Source organism: Janthinobacterium sp. P210005 (assembly GCF_036231865.1).
Classification (GTDB): domain Bacteria; phylum Pseudomonadota; class Gammaproteobacteria; order Burkholderiales; family Burkholderiaceae_D; genus Janthinobacterium; species Janthinobacterium kumbetense.
The window spans coordinates 1373490-1396372 of sequence record NZ_JAZARC010000001.1 but is presented as its reverse complement, the minus strand read 5'-3'; the positions used below and the strand labels follow the sequence as shown (position 1 = coordinate 1396372).

Genomic DNA, 22883 nt, shown 5'->3' with positions numbered 1-22883 from the left:
CTCTTTTTGTCCAAATTCATGTCCCTGGTCACACCTTGCAATACATGTCATGGAAACTATTGCCCAGAAACACATTTTATATCTTTCTGGATATGTTATTTTGATATTGTATGAAACAGGTTTTCCAGCCATGCGTGTGGACGCCGGTCGCGCATGGTGATGCCTGCGGCAAGAGCTGGAAGGCGTTTTGTATTATGCTGGCACAGCCGTTCCCCCGATGCCGCCCGACTTCGAAAGACGACCATGCCTGCCCAACGCCCGCTCCAGCTTGCCATAGCCTATGGCGCCACCTTGTGCGTATTCCTGGCCATCGATGCCCTGTGGCTGGCGGTCCTGATGAAACCGGTGTACGCCGCGGCGCTGGGGCCGCTGCTGGCGGAGTCTCCCCGCTGGGCGCCGGCGACGCTGTTTTATCTGCTGTACGTGGCGGGATTGCTGGTTTTCGCCATTTTGCCGGGCTTGCGCGCGCGCCGCGGGCGCACGGCGGCAGTGCTGGGCGCGCTGCTGGGCCTGCTGGCCTATGGTACCTATGATTTGAGCAACTATGCGACCTTGCGCGACTGGCCGCTGGCCTTGACGGCGATCGACATGGCCTGGGGCGCTGTGCTGTCGTCCGTGTCGGCGACGGCTGGCTACCTGGCCGCTAGCCGGCTGGGGCGGTGAATTCCGCATCGAAGCGCAGCGCCAGCACGGTAATGTTGTCGCTATGCAAGCCTTTGGGTGGATGCGAGAGAAAGTCGTCGAACAGGGCGCTGACGGCCTGTGCCGCAGTCTTGCCGGCGCACAAGGCGGGCCAGCGGGCCGTAAGAGCCAGCGGATCCTCGCAGGCCCAGAAACCGTCGCTGGCCAGCAGATAGTGGGCGCCGGGGCGCACGCGCAGCACGCGGCGGTCGCCCAGGTGAGCGAGGAAGGGCGGCAAGATGGCCGCATCGAGGCCGCGCAAAGGCTTGTCGAGCTGCAAGCTGTCGCCGATGGCGTTGCCTAAAATGAATGCCTGCGAGATTTGCGGGTGGTGTTCGCCGTGCACGGCGGCCCGCCAGCGCGCCTCGTCGAGCGCGCCGCGCATGGCGTACACGGTGGCTGGCACGTGGTCAACGGTGAGGATGCTGGCTGTCCCGTCGGCAATTTCGTACAGGCGCGAATCGCCCACGTGATACAGCAGCGGCGCTTCGCCGGGCGGCACTTCCAGCAGGGTCAGGGTGGTGCCGGGCGGCCGCGCCTGGGCTGGCGCGGCCTCGGCGAAACTGTCCTGCAGCCGCGTGTGCAGCGCGTCGAGCCTGGCCGCCAGGCTGGCCGTGTCAAGACAGGCGGGCATGGCCAGCAAGCCTTGCACGGCCGCTTCCGCCGCTTCGCGCCCGTGGCCGTGGCCGCCCATGCCGTCGAGCACGGCTGCGCGCACGTGGCCGCGCGGCCAGCCCGGCACCTGGCAGTGGAACGGCGCCTGCCGCGACAGGCAGACGGCGTGGCCGCCGGCATCGATCAGCAGGAAATTGTCCTGGTTTTCGCGGCGCGGCAGGGGGCCTGCGCCCACGCTGGTGCCGGCTGCGGCGTCGAGCCAGGGGCCGAAGTCGAGCTCGTCTTTGATTAAATGCATCGGTTGGTGCGGTCCAGGCGGCCAGCAATGTTGATCATAGGACACAGCTTAGCCGATATTGTGCAGGGGCGATACCTTGCCTTTCACGCAAAAAAACCTGCGGCAGCAGGCTGGCGCAGGTTTTTCATGGAGCAAGTACATGGCGCTGCTTAACGGCGATGGCCCCAGCCACGGCCATGGTCATGGTAGTCTCCGCGGTCATAGTAGTCGCGGCGGCCATGGTCGCGGTAGTAGCCGCGGCCCGGTTGCACGTAGACGACAGCCGGCGGGCCGTAGTAGCGCGGTGGCGGTGCGTAATACACGGGCTGCGGGGCAGGGGCGTAGTACACGGGCTGCGGCGCCGGCGCATAATAGGTTTCGCGGTAGCCGCCGCGATAGCCGCCACGGTCGTAATAACGGTCATTCGTGCTGATGCTGTTGCCGACGGCCGCGCCCAGCACGCCACCGACGATCGCGCCATTGCGGCCGCCGGTGCTGTTGCCAATGGCCGCTCCGACAACGGCGCCTGCAACGGTATTGAAGTCGCGGTCACCGGCGACTGCGGCCGAAGACACAGCCACTGCCGCTACCATTACCGCACCCAGGAGTTTCTTGTTCAACATGGCATTTCCTTCCATTCCGGCGAGATCACAATGATCTGCATGGACTGGACTATATCTGCTGTCGCAACCGTGTTCCATGTCTAATACAACTTATTACAATCCTGCCCCGGCCGTAACAAGTCAGCGCAGGCGCGCCTGCCATTCCGGACGCAGCAGGCTGTACATTTTGACATCGCGCATCACGCCATTGATAAAGAAGGCCTGGCGCAGCAAGCCTTCCTGGGTAAAGCCGTTCTTTTGCGCGATGCGCTCGGAACCGATGTTCAGCGGGTCCATCAGCAGCTCCAGCCGGTGATACGGATAGGCGTTGAACAGGTAGTCGACCAGCAGGCGCGTCGCTTCGCTGATGTAGCCGCGTCCATCCCGCTGCCGGTCGAACAGGCGGTAGCCGATCTCGCGCGAGGTTGGCGTGCGGCTCTTGAAGTGCGTGATCGTGCCGATGATGTGCTGGGTGTGATCTTCGATGAGGAACAATTCGCTGTCCTCGGTCACGAAGCCCGATTGCAGGAAGTCGCGCCGCATGGCTTCGGGCGACTTGAATTGCATCGAGAAAAACTCGCCGCGCGAGGGCAGGTCGTTGACGAGGGAAATATAGGTATTCAGGTCGGCGGCCTGCAAATGCCGGACGGTACAGAGTGTTCCCTTGAGCATGGCGGTTTCCGGTAGCGATCACGATTCTGATGGTAATCGACTCTGGGGGGCGAGGCAATCGATCCCGTAAAAGTTGCTGCAATGACAGAATAAATACGCTATCGTAGAAAAAGTCGCGCCTTGCCCATGGCCACGGCGTACCCGCTCCGACCTCGTTGACTGGATTTGAACACATGCATAGCATCCTGACTGGCGCGCCACTGCGCCGTTCCGCCGTATCCCTCGCCCTTGGCTGCATCGTCAGCGCCGGCGCCTTTGCCGCCGCGCCAGGCAATGCGCCGCAAGCGCTGGCGCAGGTGCGCGACACCGCGCTGCAAAGCGACTGGGCGTACGCCCGCCTGGCCGACATGACGGATCTGATCGGCCCGCGCCTGTCCGGGTCCGCCGGCGCGGGCGCCGCCGTGCAGCAGGTGGCCGACACCATGCGCCGGCTGGGCGCCACCGTCACCTTGCAGCCGGTGAAAGTGCCGCACTGGGTGCGCGGCGTGGAAACGGCGGAAATCGTCGATTACGCGGGCCGTCCTCAGGGCGTGTCGCAGCGCGTGGTGCTCACCGCCCTGGGCGGCTCCGGCGCCACGCCGGCCGCCGGCCTGACGGCGCCCGTGATCATCGTGAGGAGCCTGGATGAACTCAAGGCGCGCGCGTCGGAAGTGAAGGGCGCCATCGTGCTGATCGACACGCCGTTCGACCAGGAGATGGCCGAGCGCGGTCTGGCCGGCGTCACCTATGGCCAGGGTTCGCGCGCGCGATTCCTCGGGCCGAAGGCGGCGGCCGACCTGGGCGCAGCGGCTGCGCTGGTGCGCTCGGTGGGCGGCGCCGATTTCCGCATCCCGCACGCGGGCGCCACGGGCCTGGACGAGAATAAACGCATTCCCGCTGCCGCCGTCACCGTGGAAGACGCCTTGCTGATGGGGCGCCTGGCCGCGCGCGGCCCCCTGAAAATGCACCTGACCCTGACGCCGCAAAACCTGCCGGAAGCGGACAGCTACAACGTCATCGCCGACTGGCCGGGCACGGACAAGGCCGACGAAGTGGTGGTGGTCTCGGGTCACCTCGATTCCTGGGACCTGGCGACGGGCGCGCACGACGACGGCGCCGGCGTCGTGGCAGCCATGGGCGTGGTGGAAACCCTGAAAAAGCTCGACTACCGTCCGCGTCGCACCATCCGCGTGATCGCCTGGATGAACGAGGAAAACGGCGGGCGCGGCGGCCAGGCCTATTTCGAGGCCCACAAACAGGCGCTGGGCAAGCAGTACGCGGCCATCGAGATGGATAGCGGCGCCGGCCGTCCGTTCGGCATCCTCGCCAGCGTGGGGCCGAAGTCGGAAAAACTGTTCGCGCCCCTGCGCGCGGCCCTGCTGCCGATGGGCGCGCACGCCTTCACGCGCCGCGACGCGCTGGGCACGGGCGACTTGCACCGCCTGGAAACGGGCGGCGTACCGAGTTTCGAGCCGCTGGTGGACAGCCACAGTTACTTCCACTACCACCACACAGCGGCCGACACGCTGGACAAGGTCGACCCGGAAAACCTGAAGCGCAACGTGGCGCTGATGTCGGCGCTGGCCTGGTTCCTGGCCAATATCGACGGCGAGATCGGTCGCGCGCCGGAGCAGGGCGAGTAAGCGCCAGTGCTGGCGCCAGCAACTTGGTGCCAGCAATGCATGCCAAGGTAAACACCATGTCGCTACCCGATCTGAATCTGTTGATCACCCTCGATGTCCTGCTGGCCGAAGGCAGCGTCACGCGCGCGGCGCGGCGCTTGCGTTTGAGTCCATCGGCCATGAGCCGCGCCCTGGCGCGCCTGCGCGAGACGACGGGCGATCCGCTGCTGGTGCGCGCCGGCCGTGAACTGGTGCCCACGCCGCGCGCGCTGGAGTTGCGCGCAAGAGTGGCTCCCCTGCTGGGCGAAGTGCTGGCCGTGCTGGGGCCGGCGCAGCAGCTGGATCCGCGCCAGCTGGCGCAAACGTTTACGCTGCGTTCGAGCGACGGTTTCGTGGAAAATTTCGGCCCGGCGCTGCTCGCGCATATCGGCGCGCAAGCGCCAGGCGTGCGTCTGCGTTTCGTGCAAAAGCTCGACCGCGAAAGCGTGCAGCTGCGCGAGGGCAGCATCGACCTGGAAACGGGCGTGATCGGCAGCCTCACCAGCCCGGAAGTGCGCACGCGCAGGCTGTTCGGCGACCGTTTCGTGGGCGTGGTGCGCAGCGGCCATCCGCTGGCGCAGGGCGACATCAGCGCCGAGCGCTATGCGGCCGGCCGGCACGTGCTGGTGGCGCGGCGCGACCAGGAGACGGGGCCGATGGACGACGCGCTGGCCGCGCTGGGATTGCAGCGCACGATCGCCAGCATCGTCGGCGGCTTCACGGCGGCGCTGGCGCTGGCCGCCGGCTCCGACCTGATCGCCACCGTGCCGGAACGGCATACGGGCAATCTGCGCGCCGGCATGTTCAGTTTTGCGCTGCCGCTGCGCATGCCCGACCTGACCGTGTCGCTGATGTGGCATCCGCGCATGGATGCCGACCCTGCCCACCGCTGGCTGCGCGGCTGCGTGGTCGACGCTTGCGCGGCCCGGATCAACGCCGGCTGACGCCGCCGGCGCGCCAGCTCAGGGCCAGTAGCAACCGGACAGGGTGGCGCCGCAGGCCAGGGCCAGCAGCAACAGAGGGACAGGCAGGGATGGGATTGCACGGGTGCGTATCATGCGGGGTCTCCAGTTTTGCTCAGGGTGCGGCCAAGCACGAAAATGACCAGCGCGGCGAGTATCAGCGCGCTGGCCACGCCAAAGGTGGCGTGCATGCCGCCGATCATGGCGGCTGGCCGGGCGCTGGCGATATCGCCGGCGCCGGCAGCGAAGACGGCGCCCATCACGGAGGCGCCCGTGACGAGTCCCAGATTACGCGACAGATTGAGCATGCCGGAAATGACGCCGCGCTGATCGGCAACGATATTGCCCATGACGGCCGTATTGTTGGCTGCCTGGAACAGCGCATAGCTGGCCGTGAGCAGCATGATGGGCGCGACGTAGCCGGGAATGCCCAGGCTGGCGGGTAACAGGGCCAGCGCCAGGCAGGCGCCGGCCGCGCCGCACAGGCCCGCGCCGCCCATGCGCTGCGCGCCGTAGCGGTCCACCAGCCAGCCGGACGGCACGCCGCAGAACGCCGCCACCAGCGGCCCCGCCGCCAGCACCATGCCGGTAACGGCCGTGCCCAAACCCAGGCCGCGCGCCAGGTAGAAGGGGCCGACCACCAGGGTGGACATCATCACCGTCGCCACCAGCATGCTGGTCGCCAGGCCGGCGCCGAGCGCGGGCGCGCGCAGCATGGCCAGGCGTATCAGCGGCGCCGGCGCCTTCAGCTCGACCCGGACGAACAGGATGGCGCCGACGCAGGCGGCCAGCAGCAGCGCCGCGTTGCGTACGCCGAACTGGCCGCGGCCCAGGGTCATGGCCAGCGCATAGGCGGCCAGGGTCAGCGCCAGCAGCACGGTGCCGCGGTGGTCGAACACGGGCCGTTTGGCATGCGCGTCGCGCTGGTCCGCCGGCAGGCAGCGCCAGGCCAGCAGCAGCGCCAGGCCGGCCAGCGGCACGTTGATGAGGAAAATGGCTTGCCAGCCGAAGCGCGCGATCAGCAGGCCGCCCAGCGCGGGGCCCAGCATGGTGCCGACGGCGGACATGGTGCCGAGCAGGCCCATGGCGCTGCCCGTCCTGGCCTTGGGGAGGGTGCTGCCGACCATGGCCATGGTCAGCGCCATCATGACGGACGCGCCCAGGCCTTGCAGGGCGCGCGCGGCAACCAGCAGCCACAAGGTGGGCGCCAGCGCGCACAGGATGGAAGCTAGGGCAAACAGCGCGATGCCGGCCAGCAGCAGGCGGCGCCGGCCGACCATGTCGCCGAAGCGGCCCACGCTGACGATCAGGGCGGTGATGGCCAGCAGATAGGCGAGCACGATCCATTGCACATCCTGGAACGGTGCCTGCAGGGCCCTGGCCATGTCGGGCAGGCCGACGTTGGCGATGCTGGTGCCCAGCGCGGGCAGCAGCATCGCCAGGGACAGGCTGGCAAGCGCGCCGCGCACGGGCATCGTGGCGCTGCCGGCCTGGGACGCCTGCTGGTTGGGTGGAGCGGGTTTTGACGGTGCATGCATGGCGTGGCTGATCCTCGAATGGGGTCATTACATGGTATCGAGGGATCTGGCATGGCGGAAGGCGCATCATTTGCATTGTGTTGTTGCGTTTGACGCCATATGTGCGGCGCGACCGGGCCGCCTGGAAGCTCGCTGCGCGCCGGCGGCCAGTACTTGGACTTTATTTCGAGTAACCCTGCAAATTGTCCGCCGTGTCATGCCGGATGCCCCACCACGGCAAATACGCATTGTTTTCGCCGCGCGCGCGGAACCACGGTTTGTCGTGGGCGATGGGCCGTACCGTGGCGGGCGGCAAGACCAGCACGCCCGTGACGCCGTCAGGATCGCTGGTGCCCGCCACCAGCACGGGCTTGCCGACGTGGTTCGCATGGGCGATACCCAGGGCGACATTGGTCAGCACCGTGCCTGCGCCCATTTCGCCCAGCAGGGCCGGCGTATTGAAGGTCTGCGGCAGGAAGTCGAACCCCGGTACTTCCAGGGTCAGCGCTTGCGCCAGCTGGCCCAGGCGGTCGGATGACGAGGGCAGGTTCTGGCTGGCGTCGTGGATGACGTAGCCGATGTCTTCTTCCGTCTTGCCGCCATGGCGCGCCGCCTCGGCAAATACCGCCTGCCACGCCTGCACGGCGCGCGGCGGCTTGTCCTTGCCCGCTTCAAAATCGGCCACCTTGCGCGTGGCCGGATAAGCTATCCACGCCAGCGCCGCGCGCTCCGTCTTGCAATCGGGGCCGGCCAGCACCAGCAGCACCAGGTTTTCATTGATCTGCATGGTCTTCGGCCGGCTCGGCGCATCCCAGTTCATCACCCACACGGTTTCCTTCGGATGCGTTTCCAGGTAGGCCAGCGCGGCTTGCAGGGAGGTAAAACCCGCGTTGTTGCCGCCCAGGGTGATGCGCACGTCGGGTGGGGTGGCGCGGGTCCAGAGGGTCGGGAAGTGGGTGTTGCCGATGCTGAAGGTGTCGGTGATGGTTTGTTGCGTGAATTGGTGTACTTCTGCCGGATCGAATTTTCCGTCAGGCAGGGCATATTCCACGCGGATGCCTGCCAATTCGCGCCAGTTCTGTTTTTTATCCTTGGGGTAGACGTGGTAGAAGTAGGTGGGACTGGAATAATAAATATCGTGGAAATTGGTCATCAGTTCGAGTAGATATTTATGGTGATAGCCCTTGAACGTTTCCCTTCCATTGATATCGTGGGCAATGGGGGCGACTGCCTGCAAGGTACTGAAACCCCTGGGATCCGTCCTGACCATATCGTCATTCTTGTTGGGTTTGGCCAGGCCAAGCGTCCAGAGCAGTTGCCACTCGGTGGGATAGTCGCGTCGTTGCAGAGGGTTGAGCCACTGCAGGCCCACGACCTGTGCCCGGAAGGGAGCTTGGACAGTGGTTGTTGGGAGACCGTCTTCTTTCTGCGCCGGCTTCACGGCGCAGGCTGTCAATAGCGCAAACATGGAGTTGGCGGCCAGCATGGGCAGCGCGAGGAACTGTTTCATGAAGTCTCCAGGAGAATGGACATGCTGGTGACCGGCATAGCCCGGCCAGGTGAAACCAAGTGCTAGGAAAATGACGCAGAGAAACGTGGCGATGGCCCAGGTCAGTCGCTGGCGCGGCGTGGCAATGAATTTATGCACCGTCAGTCCTCAGCGCAAAGTTGGTGGATGCCGGAAGGTAGTGGCGTTGCGCTTGGGATTGAGGAAGCCGTCATCCGTCAATTCGCGTGCGTAGGTGGCGGCCTGCATCTGTCCGGCCGCCGGGCCCGGGATCGCCAGATCCTCGTCGCGGCGTTTCAGGCGCGCATTCAGGCCGGCGCACAGCCCTTGTTCGGCCTGCTCATACCATTCGCCGTCGGAATTGACGCCATGCACGAAGATGACGATGCCGGGACGGGGCAGGCGCGTGACTGCCTGGAGCAGCGCATGGCTGAACAAGGTCGTGCCTTCGGCTTCGGCGAGCAGGATGCAATTGCCAGCTAGCGTAGGGTCGGGCGACATGCGGGCGCTCCGTCAACGTTAAAGATGAAAAGCGACGCCCAAGCGAACTCAGGCAATCTGCACTGTATGCGGATTGCCTGAGGTGGGATTTGCGTGGTGTCAAGAAAGGAAGCGCGGCGGGCGGGGAATGCCGGGGGAATCAGATCGCGTTCAGCGGTATTTTGAGGTAGCGCACGCCGTTGTCTTCCGGCTCGGGCAGCTTGCCCGCGTTGATGTTGACCTGGATGGCGGGCAGGATCAATGTCGGCATGTCCAGGGTGGCGTCGCGGCTGGTGCGCATGGCCACGAATTGTTCTTCCGTGATGCCGTCGCGCAAGTGAATGTTGCCGGCGCGCTGTTCGGCCACCGTCACTTCCCAGCGCGCCTCGCGGCCGTTGGGCGGGTAGTCGTGGCACATGAACAGCCGGGTCTGCGGCGGCAGCGACAGCAGGCGCTGCGCGGAGCGATACAGCAGCGCAGCGGAGCCGCCGGGGAAGTCGCAGCGGGCCGAGCCCACGTCCGGCATGAACAGGGTGTCGCCGACAAACACGGCGTCGCCGATCTGGTACGCCAGGTCGGCCGGCGTGTGGCCGGGCACATGCAGCGCGCGCACTTCCAATGCGCCGATATGGAATACCTGGTCGGGCGCGAACAGCTGGTCGAACTGCGAGCCGTCGGCCTTGGCCGCACCCTGGTGGTAGACGGCGGCGAAGGCCTGCTGCACCGTCTGGATGGCGGCGCCGATGGCCACGTCGCCGCCCAGCTGCTGCTGCAGGTAGGGCGCGGCGGACAGGTGATCCGCATGCGCATGGGTTTCCAGCAGCCAGCGGCACTGCAAGCCGTGTTCGCGCACGAAGGCGATCACCTTGTCGGCCGAGGCGGTGGATGTGCGGCCCGCCTTGGGATCGTAGTCGAGCACGGAATCGATGATGGCGCAGTCCCGCCCATCGGCCTCATACACGATATAGGTGACGGTGGCGGTGGCGGGATCGAAGAAAGCTTGGATTTGTGGAGTCATCACGGCGGCAAGGGGCGGACAGGGAATGGCATTATATCGCCAGAGTTCGCTAAAAAAATGCTGCAAATTCACATTTAACATGCGAAAAACAGATAAGGGGGCAGGCATGCGGCCGTCACAGCCGTGCGCACCCCGGCGCTTGCAGCATGGTAACCTCATTCTTCCAAGGAGGAATTCATGAACGATATCACTGCACGCAGCGAACAGTACCGCGGTTTTACGATTTCCGTGACCCCGCAAAAGGATAACGACGATTTATGGGATTTTACCTACCGCCTGCAGCGCGAAGGCGAGCCGGAAGCGCAGGCGATCACGCGCAGCCGCACCCTGGGCGGCTACGCGGCCCCCGAAACGGCTTGCACGGCGGGCCTGCAAGTGGCCAGAACGGAAGTCGATAATCTGCTGCGCCCTTGAGCCAGCGTAAATCGTTTAGCCCGAAAGTGAGCCTGACTACGGCTGGCGCGTGAAACACGTCGCTGCCAGCCGCGCTTCATGCTACGATTTCCACTATTGAGTCAGTCACGAAGGAGGCACCCATGGATAGCAGTTCTAAAATTCACTATAAAGGCTGGGAAATCGTTCCCTTGGCCGTGCCCACCACCGACGGCAAATGGTCGGCCAGTTGCGACATCGAGCGCGCCACGGCCGAAGGCCTGGAAGTATTCGAAGGCTCGACCATGCAATTCGTGCGCGACGACGAGGAGGGCGCCATTGCCGCCGCCTGCGAAGAAGCCGTGCGCCAGATCGACAACATCATCGCCAACCCGCTGGTGCGGCTGGCCTAGTTCTTTACTCTTTCAGTGTTCCCGCAGCCGGCATCCGCCGGCTGTTTTTTTTGCGCGCGACCGGCGGCGCCTGTGCCTGCCCCCATCTTTTCAGTCAGCGGTGTTGCATGTTTCAATGCTATGTTTCAAAATGAAATTATGAAGTGATAATGAAACATCGCACAGGACAAACGTGACATCGTTGTTCCCTGGCGTGACAGTCCCGGAGCAGCGCTGGCTGGCCCCTTGTCGCCTGTTTTCACTCTGCCGTCACGTGTTTTTCGCCAGGCCGCGTCGGCCTGGCACGGCATTTGCAATACTGATGTTCATAGCCACTCCGTGAAACATTCGGGACCATCCGAAACCCATAAGGTGAACACATGACTCAATACTCCGCAGGTGCCGCATTCCGCAAGGCCGTCCAGGAAGAATCCCCGTTGCAAGTCGTCGGCGCCATCAACGCCAACCACGCCTTGCTGGCCAAGCGCGCCGGCTATAAAGCCATCTACCTGTCCGGCGGCGGCGTCGCGGCCGGCTCGCTGGGCTTGCCCGACCTGGGTATTTCCAGCCTGGACGACGTGCTGACCGACATCCGCCGCATCACCGACGTGTGCGACCTGCCGCTGCTGGTCGACGCCGACACGGGCTTCGGTTCTTCCGCCTTCAACGTGGCGCGCACGGTGAAATCGATGATCAAGTTCGGCGCGGCCGGCCTGCACATCGAAGACCAGGTGGGTGCCAAGCGCTGCGGCCACCGTCCGGGCAAGGAAATCGTGAGCAAGGAAGAAATGGTCGACCGCATCAAGGCGGCTGTCGATGCGCGCACGGACCCGAACTTCGTCATCATGGCGCGCACCGATGCGCTGGCCGTCGATGGCCTGGAAGCGGCGCTGGAACGCGCCGTCGCCTGCGTCGAAGCGGGCGCCGACATGATCTTCCCGGAAGCCATCACGGACCTGGACATGTACGCCACGTTCGCCAAGGCCGTCAACGTACCGATTTTGGCCAATATCACGGAATTCGGTGCCACGCCGCTGTTCACCCTGGACGAACTGCGCAGCGCCCACGTGGGCCTGGCCCTGTATCCGCTGTCGGCCTTCCGCGCCATGAACAAGGCGGCGGAAAACGTCTACCAGGCGCTGCGCCGCGACGGCACGCAAAAGAACGTCGTCGACACCATGCAGACGCGCATGGAGCTGTATGAATCGATCAATTATCACGATTTCGAGCAAAAGCTCGATGCGCTGTTCGCCGCGCAAAAGAAATAAGTAAAGAAAAGTAAAGAAGCAGGGGCCGCATGCCGGCCCCGCAGTGATGCAACCGAGACTAGTCAATTTTTGGAGAAATCAATGAACGCACCGCAAGCCGCCACTTTCAAGCCTAAAAAATCCGTCGCCCTGTCCGGCGTCACCGCCGGCAATACGGCGCTGTGCTCGGTCGGCAAGACCGGCAACGATTTGCATTACCGCGGCTATGACATCCTGGACGTGGCCGACAGCTGCGAGTTCGAGGAAATCGCCTACCTGCTGGTGCACGGCAAGCTGCCGACAGCCGCTGAACTGAAAGGCTACAAGGCCAAGTTGAAATCCCTGCGCGGCTTGCCGTCGGCAGTGAAACTGGCGCTGGAAGCGCTGCCGGCCGCCGCCCACCCGATGGACGTGATGCGCACGGGCGTGTCCGTGCTGGGCTGCACCCTGCCGGAGAAGGACGACCATAACGCGCCGGGCGCGCGCGACATCGCCGACCGCCTGATGGCGTCGTTCGGCTCCATGCTGCTGTACTGGTACCACTACAGCCACAACGGCAAGCGCATCGAAGTGGAAACGGACGACGACTCGATCGGCGGCCACTTCCTGCACCTGCTGCACGGCGAAAAACCGTCGGCGTCGTGGGAAAAAGCCATGCACACGTCGCTGATCCTGTACGCGGAACACGAATTCAACGCCTCGACCTTCACCAGCCGGGTCATCGCCGGCACGGGCTCGGACATCCACTCGGCCATCACGGGCGCCATCGGCGCGCTGCGGGGCCCGAAACACGGCGGCGCGAACGAAGTGGCGCTGGATATCCAGAAACGCTACGACAACGCCGATGAAGCGGAAGCGGACATCCGCGAGCGCGTGGCCAACAAGGAAGTGGTGATCGGCTTCGGCCACCCCGTCTACACGATTTCGGACCCGCGCAATAAAGTCATCAAGGAAGTGGCCCGCTCGCTGTCGCAGGAAGCCGGTTCCACGAAAATGTTCGACATCGCCGAGCGCCTGGAAACGGTCATGTGGGAAATCAAGAACATGTTCCCGAATCTGGACTGGTTCTCGGCCGTGTCGTACCACATGATGGGCGTGCCGACGGCGATGTTTACGCCGCTGTTCGTCATCTCGCGTACCTCGGGCTGGGCTGCCCACATCATCGAGCAGCGCATCGACAACAAGATCATCCGCCCGAGCGCCAACTACGTGGGTCCGGAAGACTTGGAATTCGTCCCGATCAAGGACCGTAAATAATGAGCACCAACATGAACACCTTGCACCGCAAATCCTTGCCGGGCACCCAGCTAGACTACTTCGACACGCGTGCCGCCGTCGATGCGATCCAGCCAGGCGCCTACGCCACCTTGCCCTACACCTCGCGCGTGCTGGCGGAAAACCTGGTGCGCCGCTGCGACCCGGCGACCCTGAACGCTTCGCTGAGCCAATTCATCGAACGCCGCCGCGACCTGGACTTCCCATGGTTCCCCGCGCGCGTCGTCTGCCATGACATCCTGGGCCAGACGGCCCTGGTCGACCTGGCCGGCTTGCGCGACGCCATCGCGGCCCAGGGCGGCGACCCGGCCCTCGTCAACCCCGTCGTGCCGACGCAGCTGGTGGTCGATCACTCGCTGGCCGTCGAATGCGGCGGTTTCGACCCCGACGCCTTCGCTAAGAACCGCGCCATTGAAGACCGCCGTAACGAAGACCGTTTCGACTTCATCGACTGGACCAAGAAGGCCTTCAAGAACGTCGACGTGATTCCGCCAGGCAACGGCATCTTGCACCAGATCAATCTTGAGCGCATGTCGCCCGTGATCCAGGTACAAAATGGTGTAGCCTATCCCGATACGCTGGTGGGCACGGATTCGCACACGCCGATGGTCGACGCGCTGGGCGTGATCGCCATCGGCGTGGGCGGCCTGGAAGCGGAAAGCGTGATGCTGGGCCGCGCCTCGTGGATGCGCCTGCCGGACATCATCGGCGTCAAGCTGACGGGTAAACCGCAGCCGGGCATCACGGCCACCGACACGGTGCTGGCGTTGACGGAGTTCCTGCGCAAGCAGAAGGTCGTCTCGTCCTACCTGGAATTCTTTGGCGAAGGCGCTGCGCACCTGACCCTGGGCGACCGCGCCACGATTTCCAACATGGCGCCGGAGTTCGGTGCCACGGCCGCCATGTTCTACATCGACGCGCAAACCATCAAGTATTTGAAACTGACGGGCCGCGACGACGAACTGGTGAAACTGGTGGAGCTGTACGCCAAAGAGACGGGCCTGTGGGCCGACAGCCTGGTGGACGCGCAGTACGAGCGCGTCTTGAGCTTCGACCTGTCGTCCGTCGTGCGCAATATTGCCGGTCCGTCGAATCCGCACAACCGCGTGCCGACGTCGGAGCTGGCCGCGCGGGGGATTTCCGGCGTGGTGGAAAACGAACCGGGCAAGATGCCGGACGGTGCCGTCATCATCGCGGCCATCACCAGTTGCACCAACACGAACAACCCGCGCAACATGATCGCCGCCGGTTTGATCGCGCGCAATGCGAACCGCCTCGGTTTGACCCGCAAGCCATGGGTGAAATCGTCGCTGGCGCCCGGCTCGAAAACCGTGGAACTGTACCTGCAGGAAGCGGGCCTGATGCCGGAGCTTGAAACATTGGGCTTCGGCGTGGTGGCGTTTGCCTGCACCTCGTGCAATGGCATGTCGGGCGCGCTCGACCCCGTGATCCAGGATGAAGTGGTGTCGCGCGACCTGTACGCCACGGCCGTCTTGTCGGGCAACCGCAACTTCGACGGCCGCATCCACCCGTACGCGAAACAGGCGTTCCTCGCCTCGCCGCCGCTGGTGGTGGCTTACGCGATCGCCGGCACCATCCGCTTCGATATCGAGAAGGATGTGCTGGGCCATGATGCGGATGGCAAGCCGATTCTGCTCAAGGATATCTGGCCGTCGGACGAGGAAATCGACGCCATCGTCGCTTCCAGCGTCAAGCCGGAGCAGTTCCGCAAGGTGTACATTCCGATGTTCGCCGCGCAGGCGGACGACGGCATCAAGGTCAGCCCTCTGTACGACTGGCGTCCGCAGACGACATACATCCGCCGTCCGCCGTACTGGGAAGGCGCGCTGGCTGGCGCGCGTCCCTTGAAAGGCATGCGTCCGCTGGCCGTCCTGGGCGACAACATCACCACCGACCACCTGTCGCCGTCGAACGCCATCATGCTCGATAGCGCGGCCGGCGAATACCTGGCGAAAATGGGCTTGCCCGAGGAAGACTTCAATTCCTACGCCACGCACCGGGGCGACCATCTGACGGCGCAGCGCGCCACGTTTGCCAACCCGACCCTGAAGAACGAGATGGTCATCGAGGATGGCAAAGTGAAAGCGGGTTCGCTCACGCGCATCGAGCCGGAAGGAAAAATCTCGCGCATGTGGGAAGCCATCGAGGTGTATATGGAGCGCAAGCAGCCATTGATCATCATCGCCGGTGCCGACTATGGCCAGGGCTCCTCGCGCGACTGGGCCGCCAAGGGCGTGCGTCTGGCCGGCGTGGAAGCCATCGTGGCCGAAGGTTTCGAACGCATCCACCGCACCAATCTGGTGGGCATGGGCGTCTTGCCGCTGGAATTTTTGGCTGGCGTGAACCGCAAGACCCTGGGCCTGGACGGCAGCGAAACCTATGACGTCGTCGGCGAGCGCACGCCGCGCTCCACCTTGACCTTGCTGATCCACCGCAAGAACGGCGAAACGGTCGAAGTGCCCGTCACCTGCCGTCTCGATACGGCGGAAGAGGTGTCGATCTACGAGGCGGGCGGCGTTCTTCAGCGATTCGCGCAGGATTTCCTCGAGTCGTCCAAGGCAGCGTAAGCAGTTCGTCATTCACCGGGTGGAGCGCAGGCGCGCGCTGCCCGGCTTTTCAGGAAATCCTATGACCCACGTACCCCAAATCAAAATCCCCGCCACCTACATGCGCGGCGGCACCAGCAAGGGCGTGTTCTTCCGCCTGCAGGATTTGCCGGCCAGCGCGCAAGTGCCGGGCGCCGCGCGCGATGCGCTGCTGCTGCGCGTGATCGGCAGCCCCGACCCCTACGGCAAGCAGATTGACGGCATGGGCGGCGCCACTTCGAGTACCAGCAAGACGGTGATCCTGGCAAAAAGCGCCAAGCTTGACCACGACGTCGACTACCTGTTCGGCCAGGTCTCCATCGACAAGCCATTCGTCGACTGGAGCGGCAATTGCGGCAACCTGTCGGCCGCCGTCGGCTCGTTCGCCATCGCCAGCGGCCTGGTGGATGCCGCCCGCGTGCCGCAAAACGGCATCGCCATGGTGCGCATCTGGCAAGCCAATATCGGCAAGACCATCATCGCCCACGTGCCCATGACGCATGGCGAAGTGCAGGAAACGGGCGACTTCGAACTCGATGGCGTGACTTTCCCGGCCGCCGAAGTGAAACTGGAATTTCTCGATCCGGCGGCAGACGAGGAGGGCGGCGATGGGGCCAGCTCGGCTATGTTTCCTACCGGCAACCTTGTCGATGACCTGGACGTACCCGGCATCGGTGTTTTAAAGGTCACGATGATCAACGCCGGCATCCCGACGATTTTTGTCGATGCGGACGCCATCGGCTACACGGGCACGGAACTGCAGGACGCCATCAATGGCGATCCGGTGGCGCTGGCCCGCTTCGAAATCATCCGCGCGTATGGCGCCTTGCGCATGGGACTCATCGCGCATCTCGATGAAGCGGCGAAACGCCAGCACACGCCGAAAGTGGCATTTGTCGCCAGGCCTGCCGGCTATGTCTCGTCCAGCGGCAAGCAGGTGGCAGCGGGCGAGATCGACTTGCTGGTGCGCGCCATGTCGATGGGTAAATTACATCATGCCATGATGGGCACGGCCGCTGTCGCCATCGGCACGGCGGCAGCCATTCCCGGCACCCTGGTCAACCTGGCGGCGGGCGGCGGTCCCCGCAACTCGGTGCGCTTCGGCCACCCGTCCGGCACCCTGATGGTGGGGGCGGAAGCGGCGCTCGTCGATGGCGTGTGGAGCGTCACCAAGGCCATCATGAGCCGCAGCGCGCGCGTGCTGATGGAAGGGGCCGTGCGCGTTCCCGGCGACGCATTCTAGTCCGCGCAGCACGCACCTGGACTCGGCCTGACCGTGCACCTGCCGATAGATAGATACTTTTGCTGGTAAAAAAACTGAGCGGCAAGGAAAATGGCAGGGCGCCAGCCGCGATGCGCGTTAGCGTGTCGCGGATGTTGGCGGCCTCCCATGCTTCCTGACCGGTGAACAGATGTTATTTAACTCCTACGTCTTCCTTTTTGCTTTTCTACCCATCACGGTGGCGGGATTCTTCATCCTGGGCAGACGCAGCCAACTGGGGGCCGCCGCGTGGCTGGCGGGAGCATCGTTGTTCTTCTACGGCTATTGGGATTACCGCTACCTGCCGCTGCTGCTGGGCTCCATCCTCTTCAACTACGGTTGTGCGGCCTTGCTCGGCGCCAGTCCGCCATCGGGCCGAAAATGGCTCGTCACCGCCGCCATCGGCGCCAACCTGGGCTTGCTCGCCTATTACAAGTACGCGGGATTCTTTGTCGCCAGCCTGGCGGAATTGACGGCGCAACCGATGCCCGCCCTGCATGTGGTGCTGCCGATCGGGATATCGTTTTTCACGTTTACCCAGATCGCTTTTCTGGTCGACACCTATCAGGGCAAGGCGCAGGAAAACCGCTTTGTCCACTATCTGCTGTTTGTCACGTATTTCCCCCATCTGATCGCCGGCCCCGTATTGCACCACAAGGAGATGATGCCGCAGTTTGCGGACAAGCGCATTTTCCGTCTCTCGGCCAGGAACGTCGCTATCGGCTCGACGATTTTCTTCATCGGCCTGGCCAAGAAAGTACTGATCGCCGACAGCATCGCCCCGTATGCGGCGCCGTTGTTCGACAACCCGGCCGCGCCCTCGCTGCTGGTCGCCTGGGGCGGGGTATTGGCGTATGCCTTCCAACTGTACTTCGATTTTTCCGGCTATTCCGACATGGCCATTGGCTTGTCGCGCCTGTTCGGCGTGCGCCTTCCCCTGAATTTCGACTCGCCCTATAAATCGCGCAATATCGCGCAATTCTGGCGCCGCTGGCACATGACGCTATCGCGCTTCCTGCGCGATTACCTGTATATCCCGCTGGGCGGCAACCGCTGCGGGCCCGCGCGGCGCTACCTGAACCTGATGATCACGATGGTGCTGGGCGGCTTGTGGCATGGCGCTGGCTGGAATTTCATCGTCTGGGGCTTTTTGCACGGCGCCTACCTGGCCATCCACAAGGCCTGGAGCGCGGTGGCGCAGCGCTTGCGCCTGCCGCTCGATAGCCGCGTCTGGAAAGTCGTGGCCACCCTCGTCACTTTTGCCTCCGTCTGCATTGCCTGGGTCTTTTTCCGCGCGCCGGACATGGCAACGTCGTGGCAAATACTGCAGGGCATGGCGGGCGCCCATGGCGTCGCGGCACCCGACGTGCTGGCCAGCCGTGTGCCGCCGCTGCAGCACCTGCTGGAGGCGATGGGGATGACGTTTTATCTGGGCGGTGGACGCTTGTTCGTCGAAACCTGGACGTGGATCGCCATCGCGGCGCTGCTGGCCTTTGCTTTCCCGAATACGCAGCAGATCATGCGCCGCTGTGGGCCTGCGCTGGACTTCCAGCGTGCCCACCCTGCAGGAATAACAGGCCCTGGCATGACGAGGCTGCTGACCTGGCGCGCTTCACCGGCGTGGGCTGCCGCCATCGCGCTACTGGCACTGGCGAGCATCCTGGCCCTGAACCGGCCCGCCGAATTCTTGTATTTTCAGTTCTAGTGGAGAAGGAAAATGACAAGACCGTCCTATAGGCGCTATCTGTCCACCCTGGTGCTGGTGCTGCTTTCCTGCGCATGCCTGGTCTGCGCCTTCGTGTACATTGTCGACCCCTATAATCTGTATGGCGCGGTCAGGCGCGAAAACTTTAACGCCGTCAAGCCTGGCCTGAGCCGCTACCAGAGCCAGATCAAGCACGCACACGCGCTGCGTCTGCAGCCAAGCTTCATCATCCTGGGTAACTCGCGCGCCGAGATGGGTTTCGATCCGCGTGCCGCCGCATTTGGCGCAATGCAGGGTGATGGCTATAACATGGGGATACCAGGCACTGCGATGGCCACGGCCATCAGCCAGTTCGCCCAACTGACCCAGGCCGGTATCAAGCCGGGGACGGTGATCGTGGGAATTGAGTTCATTGATTTCCTGAAGCCGGCTGTCGCACCTCCGGTGCGCACAGAGGCGTCATCAGGCCATGTTCCGGGATTCTGGCGTTTCGATGCCTTGTTTTCTCTGGCCTCGGTGAAAGACGCCGTGAAGACTCCGTTCATCCAACATGACAGGGCGGCATTCACTATCGCGCCGAGCGGCCTCAATCCCGCGCTCGACTATGGCGCCCATGCGGTCCGCGATGGGTATTACAAGGTATTCAAGCATCGGGCGCAGAAAAGTGCCGCCAGATTTGTGAAAATGTCGAAGGCCGATTTTGCTGACGGCGATTTTCAGGCGATGCATGATTTTTTGGTGGCGATGTCGGCCACGCAAGCCGATATCAAGCTGGTGATCTATCCGTATCACGCACAGATGCTTACCCTGTTCGAAGGGGCTGGCCTGTGGCCCCTGTTCGAGGAGTGGAAACAGCAGGTTGTGCTGGAAGTGGCCTCCGTCAAGAAACAATATCCATCGGCCCGCATCAGCGTGACCGATTTCAGCGGCTTTGGCCTTTACAACTGCGAGCCGATTCCTACCCAACAACAACGCCATGCCAGTACGCGCTGGTACTGGGAAGCAGGACACTTCAAGAAGGCACTGGGCGACATCGTCATGCAGCGTGTGATGACGCAAAAGGATGGGGCGCCGGTGGACGGCCAGTTCGGCATGCTCCTGACCGGTGCCATGCTGGCGGCGAATCGCGACAGGATCGCAGCCGAGCGCAGCGCCTGCGTGGCAGCGCAGCCGGAGATGTTCCTTTTCTCCCAAAAACTGTTCGCAAGACCTTTGGAGGATGCACCAACAGATAACTAATAGTCAGCAGTACGCAAGCAGATAGTCCACATATCAAGGCCGGGCCAGTTCGCCCAAGCCGGAGACAGATTGCACGCACACCGGAGGAGACATGAATTTCGCAGCATTTTATCAACGCTCGATCGACACGCCTGACGCTTTCTGGCGCGAGGAAGCGGACAAGATCGACTGGCATGCCCCGTTTTCGCAAGTGCTCGATTATTCGCGGCCGCCGTTCGCCAAATGGTTCGTTGGCGGTACCACCAATTTGTGCCACAACGCCGTCGACCGCTGGGTGGAAAGCCAGGGCGATGCACCCGCCCTGATCGCCATTTCCACTGAAACGAATACGGAGCGCAGTTACAGCTTTCGCGAACTGCAGCGCGAAGTGGAACGCTGCGCCGCCATCCTGCTGTCGCTGGGCGTGGTCAAGGGCGACCGCGTCCTGATCTACATGCCGATGATCGCCGAGGCGGCGTTCGCCATGCTCGCGTGCGCGCGCATCGGCGCCGTGCATTCCGTGGTGTTCGGCGGCTTTGCGGCCAACAGCCTGGCCAGCCGCATCGACGATGCGCAGCCAAAACTGGTGTTTTCCGCCGATGCCGGTTCGCGCAACGGCAAGGCGATTGCCTACAAGCCGCTGCTCGACGAAGCCATCCGCATCGCTGCACACAAGCCGCAGCGGGTATTGCTGGTCGACCGCCAGCTGGTGCCGATGGAACTGACGCCGGGCCGGGACGTTGATTACGCTGCCCTGCGCGAGCAGCACCTGGATGCGCAGGTGCCCGTCACCTGGCTCGAATCGAACGAACCGTCGTATGTACTGTACACCTCGGGCACGACGGGCAAGCCGAAGGGCGTGCAGCGCGACGTGGGCGGCTATGCGGTGGCGCTGGCGTCGTCGATGCAGTACACATTTTGCGGCAAGCCCGGCGAAACCTTCTTTGCCACCTCGGATATCGGCTGGGTGGTGGGCCATTCCTACATCGTGTATGGCCCGCTGATCGCCGGCATGGCCACCATCCTGTACGAGGGCTTGCCCATCTGTCCCGATGCGGGCATCTGGTGGAGCATCGTTGAAAAATACAAGGTCACGCGCATGTTCTCGGCGCCGACGGCCATCCGCGTGCTGCGCAAGCACCCGGTGGAACTGATGCGCAAATACGACCTGTCGTCACTGAAGGCGCTGTACCTGGCGGGCGAGCCGCTCGATGAAACCACCTCGCAATGGATCGCCGATGAACTGAAGGTCGACATCATCGACAATTACTGGCAGACGGAGACGGGCTGGCCTATCCTCTCGGTGGCCAAGGGCGTGGCCGACACGCCGACGCGCCTGGGCAGCCCCGGCCTGGCCATGTACGGTTACCAGGTCAAGCTGCTCAACGAGGCGACGGGCGAGGAGTGCGGCGCCAACGAGAAGGGCGTGCTGGTACTGGAAGGCCCGCTGCCGCCCGGCTGCATGCAGACGGTCTACGGCGACGATGCGCGCTTCGTCGACACCTACTGGTCCACCTTCAGCGAACGGCAAGTGTATTCCACCTTCGACTGGGGCGTGCGCGACGCGGATGGCTATTACTTTATCCTGGGCCGCACCGACGACGTGATCAACGTGGCCGGCCACCGCCTCGGCACGCGCGAAATCGAGGAAAGCATCACCAGTCACCCGAACGTGTCGGAAGTGGCGGTGGTGGGCGTGGAAGACAAGCTCAAAGGCCAGGTGGCGATGGCTTTCGTGATCCTGAAGGACCCGCGGGGCTTCGACAGCGTCGAGGCGAAAGCGGTGCTGGAGCGCGAAGTGATGGCCGTCGTCGACCGCCAGCTGGGCGCCGTGGCGCGACCGGCCCGCGTGCTGTTCGTGCCGCAACTGCCGAAGACGCGCTCGGGCAAGCTGCTGCGCCGCTCGATCCAGGCCATCTGCGAAGGCCGCAGCCCGGGCGACCTGACGTCGATGGACGATCCGGCAGCGCTGCAGCAGATCCAGGCGGCGCTGGCGTAAGCGCCCTGCCGCGAGCGAAGTTTATCAATCGATAAACTTCGCTTTCAAATCCGGTCGCTTTCCTTGCGCACGACCCTGCCCACGATCAGGCATTCATTGCCGCGGCACAGCTTGCGGTGGTATTTGCGCTGGTCCGGGTTGTCCGACGTCAGCCACCATTCGCCGATATCGCGCGCCATGCGCTTGACCACCGGTTCGCCTTCGTAATTGATGGCAAACACGATGCCATCGGCAGGCCGGTTGTCGGCCGTATTGATGATCACCACATCGTCCTCGTACAGGGCCGGCTCCATGCTCTCGCCCTTGACCTTGATTGCCACCAGTTTGTCCGGGTGGTAGCCATTGCGCTCGACCCAGCTGCGCGGCACGCTGATGGTGCTGCCGTCGTGCGTTTCCGGTTCGATGGCAAAGCCCGTGATGCCGGCCGACAGGCGTAGTTTCACCTTGCGGATCGGGTAAAAGCGTTCATCTTCGCCATCTTCCACGACCACCGGCTGCACGCCGGCCAGCGCGCGTGCCGTCAGCGCCGCCTGGTCGGGCGCCGCGCCCTGGTCGAAATACATGCCGTCCAGTTGCAGGTCCGCTTCCAGCTTGCGCGCGATCTTTTCGCTGAAGGCGCGCCCCTCGCGGTAGGTGGGCGAGAGGATTTGCGAGATGCGCGCCTCGCTCCAGCCGCTGACGTCGGAAATTTTCTTGCGCGTGTTGTCGTAGTGCTCGCGGATCAGGGCCAGCAGGCGGTCGCGTCTGTATTGATACATATTCATCTCCACATTAAACCTGAAATTTACCGTTTGATAAATTACCAAATGCTTGACTTTAACATTAGCGATTGATAAA

General features: G+C 63.7%; 20 protein-coding genes. 12 read left to right on the top strand and 8 right to left on the bottom strand.

The genetic code is table 11. The annotated features are described in order from the left end of the window. The first annotated feature begins 243 nt into the window (after positions 1-243). Positions 244-663, top strand: coding sequence for a DUF2177 family protein (locus VPH40_RS06065; RefSeq protein WP_099667419.1), 420 nt, complete (start codon positions 244-246; stop codon positions 661-663). On the opposite strand, the gene VPH40_RS06060 is transcribed toward VPH40_RS06065, so the two are convergent. The 3 genes from VPH40_RS06060 to VPH40_RS06050 all read right to left on the bottom strand — a co-directional run bounded on the left by VPH40_RS06060 (position 644) and on the right by VPH40_RS06050 (position 2847). Continuing rightward, a complete protein-coding gene (locus VPH40_RS06060; RefSeq protein ID WP_305052523.1) occupies positions 644-1594 on the bottom strand; it encodes a PP2C family protein-serine/threonine phosphatase in 951 nt (316 codons plus the stop codon). The genes VPH40_RS06065 and VPH40_RS06060 overlap by 20 nt on opposite strands. Before the next feature lie 149 nt (positions 1595-1743). Next, entirely contained in the window at positions 1744-2196 is a 453-nt protein-coding gene (locus VPH40_RS06055; protein ID WP_099667421.1) for a glycine zipper 2TM domain-containing protein, read from the bottom strand. Positions 2197-2316: 120 nt separating this feature from the next. Beyond that, on the bottom strand, positions 2317-2847 hold the full coding sequence (locus VPH40_RS06050) for a GNAT family N-acetyltransferase (RefSeq protein WP_328572978.1): 531 nt from the start codon (positions 2845-2847) through the stop codon (positions 2317-2319). A gap of 173 nt (positions 2848-3020) precedes the next feature. Between VPH40_RS06050 and VPH40_RS06045 the strand changes: the two genes are divergently transcribed. Together VPH40_RS06045 and VPH40_RS06040 are read left to right on the top strand one after the other, a co-directional pair. After that, positions 3021-4469, top strand: coding sequence for a M20/M25/M40 family metallo-hydrolase (locus VPH40_RS06045; protein WP_328572977.1), 1449 nt, complete (start codon positions 3021-3023; stop codon positions 4467-4469). Positions 4470-4525: 56 nt separating this feature from the next. Continuing rightward, positions 4526-5431 (top strand): LysR family transcriptional regulator, encoded by a 906-nt coding sequence (locus VPH40_RS06040; RefSeq protein WP_305052521.1) that lies wholly within the window; start codon positions 4526-4528, stop codon positions 5429-5431. Positions 5432-5541: 110 nt separating this feature from the next. On the opposite strand, the gene VPH40_RS06035 is transcribed toward VPH40_RS06040, so the two are convergent. From VPH40_RS06035 to VPH40_RS06020, 4 genes are all read right to left on the bottom strand, one after another. Continuing rightward, positions 5542-6987 carry an MFS transporter gene (locus tag VPH40_RS06035; protein ID WP_328572976.1) on the bottom strand — a complete coding sequence of 482 codons (1446 nt, stop codon included), beginning with the start codon at positions 6985-6987 and terminating at the stop codon, positions 5542-5544. A gap of 160 nt (positions 6988-7147) precedes the next feature. After that, a complete protein-coding gene (locus VPH40_RS06030; protein ID WP_328572975.1) occupies positions 7148-8476 on the bottom strand; it encodes a virulence factor in 1329 nt (442 codons plus the stop codon). Positions 8477-8623: 147 nt separating this feature from the next. Then, entirely contained in the window at positions 8624-8974 is a 351-nt protein-coding gene (locus tag VPH40_RS06025) for a T6SS effector phospholipase Tle3 domain-containing protein (protein ID WP_328572974.1), read from the bottom strand. A 139-nt stretch (positions 8975-9113) separates the two neighbouring features. Next, positions 9114-9971: an MBL fold metallo-hydrolase gene (locus VPH40_RS06020; protein ID WP_251348231.1), complete on the bottom strand. Its 858-nt coding sequence runs from the start codon at positions 9969-9971 to the stop codon at positions 9114-9116. Positions 9972-10148: 177 nt separating this feature from the next. On the opposite strand from VPH40_RS06020, the gene VPH40_RS06015 reads away from it, so the two are divergent. The 9 genes from VPH40_RS06015 (at position 10149) to VPH40_RS05975 (ending at position 22046) form a co-directional block, all read left to right on the top strand. Then, positions 10149-10385, top strand: a complete 237-nt coding sequence (locus VPH40_RS06015) for a hypothetical protein (RefSeq protein ID WP_099667425.1) — start codon at positions 10149-10151, stop codon at positions 10383-10385. Positions 10386-10507: 122 nt separating this feature from the next. Beyond that, positions 10508-10756 carry a hypothetical protein gene (locus VPH40_RS06010; RefSeq protein ID WP_034783948.1) on the top strand — a complete coding sequence of 83 codons (249 nt, stop codon included), beginning with the start codon at positions 10508-10510 and terminating at the stop codon, positions 10754-10756. Positions 10757-11115: 359 nt separating this feature from the next. Beyond that, entirely contained in the window at positions 11116-12003 is an 888-nt protein-coding gene (gene prpB / locus VPH40_RS06005; protein WP_086136626.1) for a methylisocitrate lyase, read from the top strand. Positions 12004-12084: 81 nt separating this feature from the next. After that, positions 12085-13239, top strand: a complete 1155-nt coding sequence (gene prpC / locus VPH40_RS06000; protein ID WP_251348232.1) for a bifunctional 2-methylcitrate synthase/citrate synthase — start codon at positions 12085-12087, stop codon at positions 13237-13239. An 11-nt stretch (positions 13240-13250) separates the two neighbouring features. Then, positions 13251-15845, top strand: a complete 2595-nt coding sequence (gene acnD / locus VPH40_RS05995) for a Fe/S-dependent 2-methylisocitrate dehydratase AcnD (RefSeq protein ID WP_328573340.1) — start codon at positions 13251-13253, stop codon at positions 15843-15845. A gap of 61 nt (positions 15846-15906) precedes the next feature. Further along, positions 15907-17106 carry a 2-methylaconitate cis-trans isomerase PrpF gene (prpF, locus tag VPH40_RS05990; protein ID WP_328572973.1) on the top strand — a complete coding sequence of 400 codons (1200 nt, stop codon included), beginning with the start codon at positions 15907-15909 and terminating at the stop codon, positions 17104-17106. 169 nt (positions 17107-17275) lie between these two features. Then, positions 17276-18829, top strand: coding sequence for an MBOAT family O-acyltransferase (locus VPH40_RS05985; RefSeq protein WP_328572972.1), 1554 nt, complete (start codon positions 17276-17278; stop codon positions 18827-18829). Between the two features lie 12 nt (positions 18830-18841). Beyond that, positions 18842-20068 (top strand): hypothetical protein, encoded by a 1227-nt coding sequence (locus tag VPH40_RS05980; RefSeq protein ID WP_328572971.1) that lies wholly within the window; start codon positions 18842-18844, stop codon positions 20066-20068. A gap of 91 nt (positions 20069-20159) precedes the next feature. After that, entirely contained in the window at positions 20160-22046 is a 1887-nt protein-coding gene (locus VPH40_RS05975) for a propionate--CoA ligase (protein ID WP_328572970.1), read from the top strand. 44 nt (positions 22047-22090) lie between these two features. On the opposite strand, the gene VPH40_RS05970 is transcribed toward VPH40_RS05975, so the two are convergent. Beyond that, the gene (locus VPH40_RS05970) at positions 22091-22804 is read right to left on the bottom strand and encodes a S24 family peptidase (protein WP_251348237.1); all 714 of its coding nucleotides are present in this window, start codon (positions 22802-22804) and stop codon (positions 22091-22093) included. Positions 22805-22883 lie beyond the last annotated feature (79 nt).

Excerpts from the sequence above, each read along its gene's own strand:
- VPH40_RS06065 (WP_099667419.1), top strand. The coding sequence starts at position 244 with ATGCCTGCCCAACGCCCGCTCCAGCTTGCCATAGCCTATGGCGCCACC.
- VPH40_RS06060 (WP_305052523.1), bottom strand. The coding sequence starts at position 1,594 with ATGCATTTAATCAAAGACGAGCTCGACTTCGGCCCCTGGCTCGACGCC.
- VPH40_RS06055 (WP_099667421.1), bottom strand. The coding sequence starts at position 2,196 with ATGTTGAACAAGAAACTCCTGGGTGCGGTAATGGTAGCGGCAGTGGCT.
- VPH40_RS06050 (WP_328572978.1), bottom strand. The coding sequence starts at position 2,847 with ATGCTCAAGGGAACACTCTGTACCGTCCGGCATTTGCAGGCCGCCGAC.
- VPH40_RS06045 (WP_328572977.1), top strand. The coding sequence starts at position 3,021 with ATGCATAGCATCCTGACTGGCGCGCCACTGCGCCGTTCCGCCGTATCC.
- VPH40_RS06040 (WP_305052521.1), top strand. The coding sequence starts at position 4,526 with ATGTCGCTACCCGATCTGAATCTGTTGATCACCCTCGATGTCCTGCTG.
- VPH40_RS06035 (WP_328572976.1), bottom strand. The coding sequence starts at position 6,987 with ATGCATGCACCGTCAAAACCCGCTCCACCCAACCAGCAGGCGTCCCAG.
- VPH40_RS06030 (WP_328572975.1), bottom strand. The coding sequence starts at position 8,476 with ATGAAACAGTTCCTCGCGCTGCCCATGCTGGCCGCCAACTCCATGTTT.
- VPH40_RS06025 (WP_328572974.1), bottom strand. The coding sequence starts at position 8,974 with ATGTCGCCCGACCCTACGCTAGCTGGCAATTGCATCCTGCTCGCCGAA.
- VPH40_RS06020 (WP_251348231.1), bottom strand. The coding sequence starts at position 9,971 with ATGACTCCACAAATCCAAGCTTTCTTCGATCCCGCCACCGCCACCGTC.
- VPH40_RS06015 (WP_099667425.1), top strand. The coding sequence starts at position 10,149 with ATGAACGATATCACTGCACGCAGCGAACAGTACCGCGGTTTTACGATT.
- VPH40_RS06010 (WP_034783948.1), top strand. The coding sequence starts at position 10,508 with ATGGATAGCAGTTCTAAAATTCACTATAAAGGCTGGGAAATCGTTCCC.
- prpB (WP_086136626.1), top strand. The coding sequence starts at position 11,116 with ATGACTCAATACTCCGCAGGTGCCGCATTCCGCAAGGCCGTCCAGGAA.
- prpC (WP_251348232.1), top strand. The coding sequence starts at position 12,085 with ATGAACGCACCGCAAGCCGCCACTTTCAAGCCTAAAAAATCCGTCGCC.
- acnD (WP_328573340.1), top strand. The coding sequence starts at position 13,251 with ATGAACACCTTGCACCGCAAATCCTTGCCGGGCACCCAGCTAGACTAC.
- prpF (WP_328572973.1), top strand. The coding sequence starts at position 15,907 with ATGACCCACGTACCCCAAATCAAAATCCCCGCCACCTACATGCGCGGC.
- VPH40_RS05985 (WP_328572972.1), top strand. The coding sequence starts at position 17,276 with ATGTTATTTAACTCCTACGTCTTCCTTTTTGCTTTTCTACCCATCACG.
- VPH40_RS05980 (WP_328572971.1), top strand. The coding sequence starts at position 18,842 with ATGACAAGACCGTCCTATAGGCGCTATCTGTCCACCCTGGTGCTGGTG.
- VPH40_RS05975 (WP_328572970.1), top strand. The coding sequence starts at position 20,160 with ATGAATTTCGCAGCATTTTATCAACGCTCGATCGACACGCCTGACGCT.
- VPH40_RS05970 (WP_251348237.1), bottom strand. The coding sequence starts at position 22,804 with ATGTATCAATACAGACGCGACCGCCTGCTGGCCCTGATCCGCGAGCAC.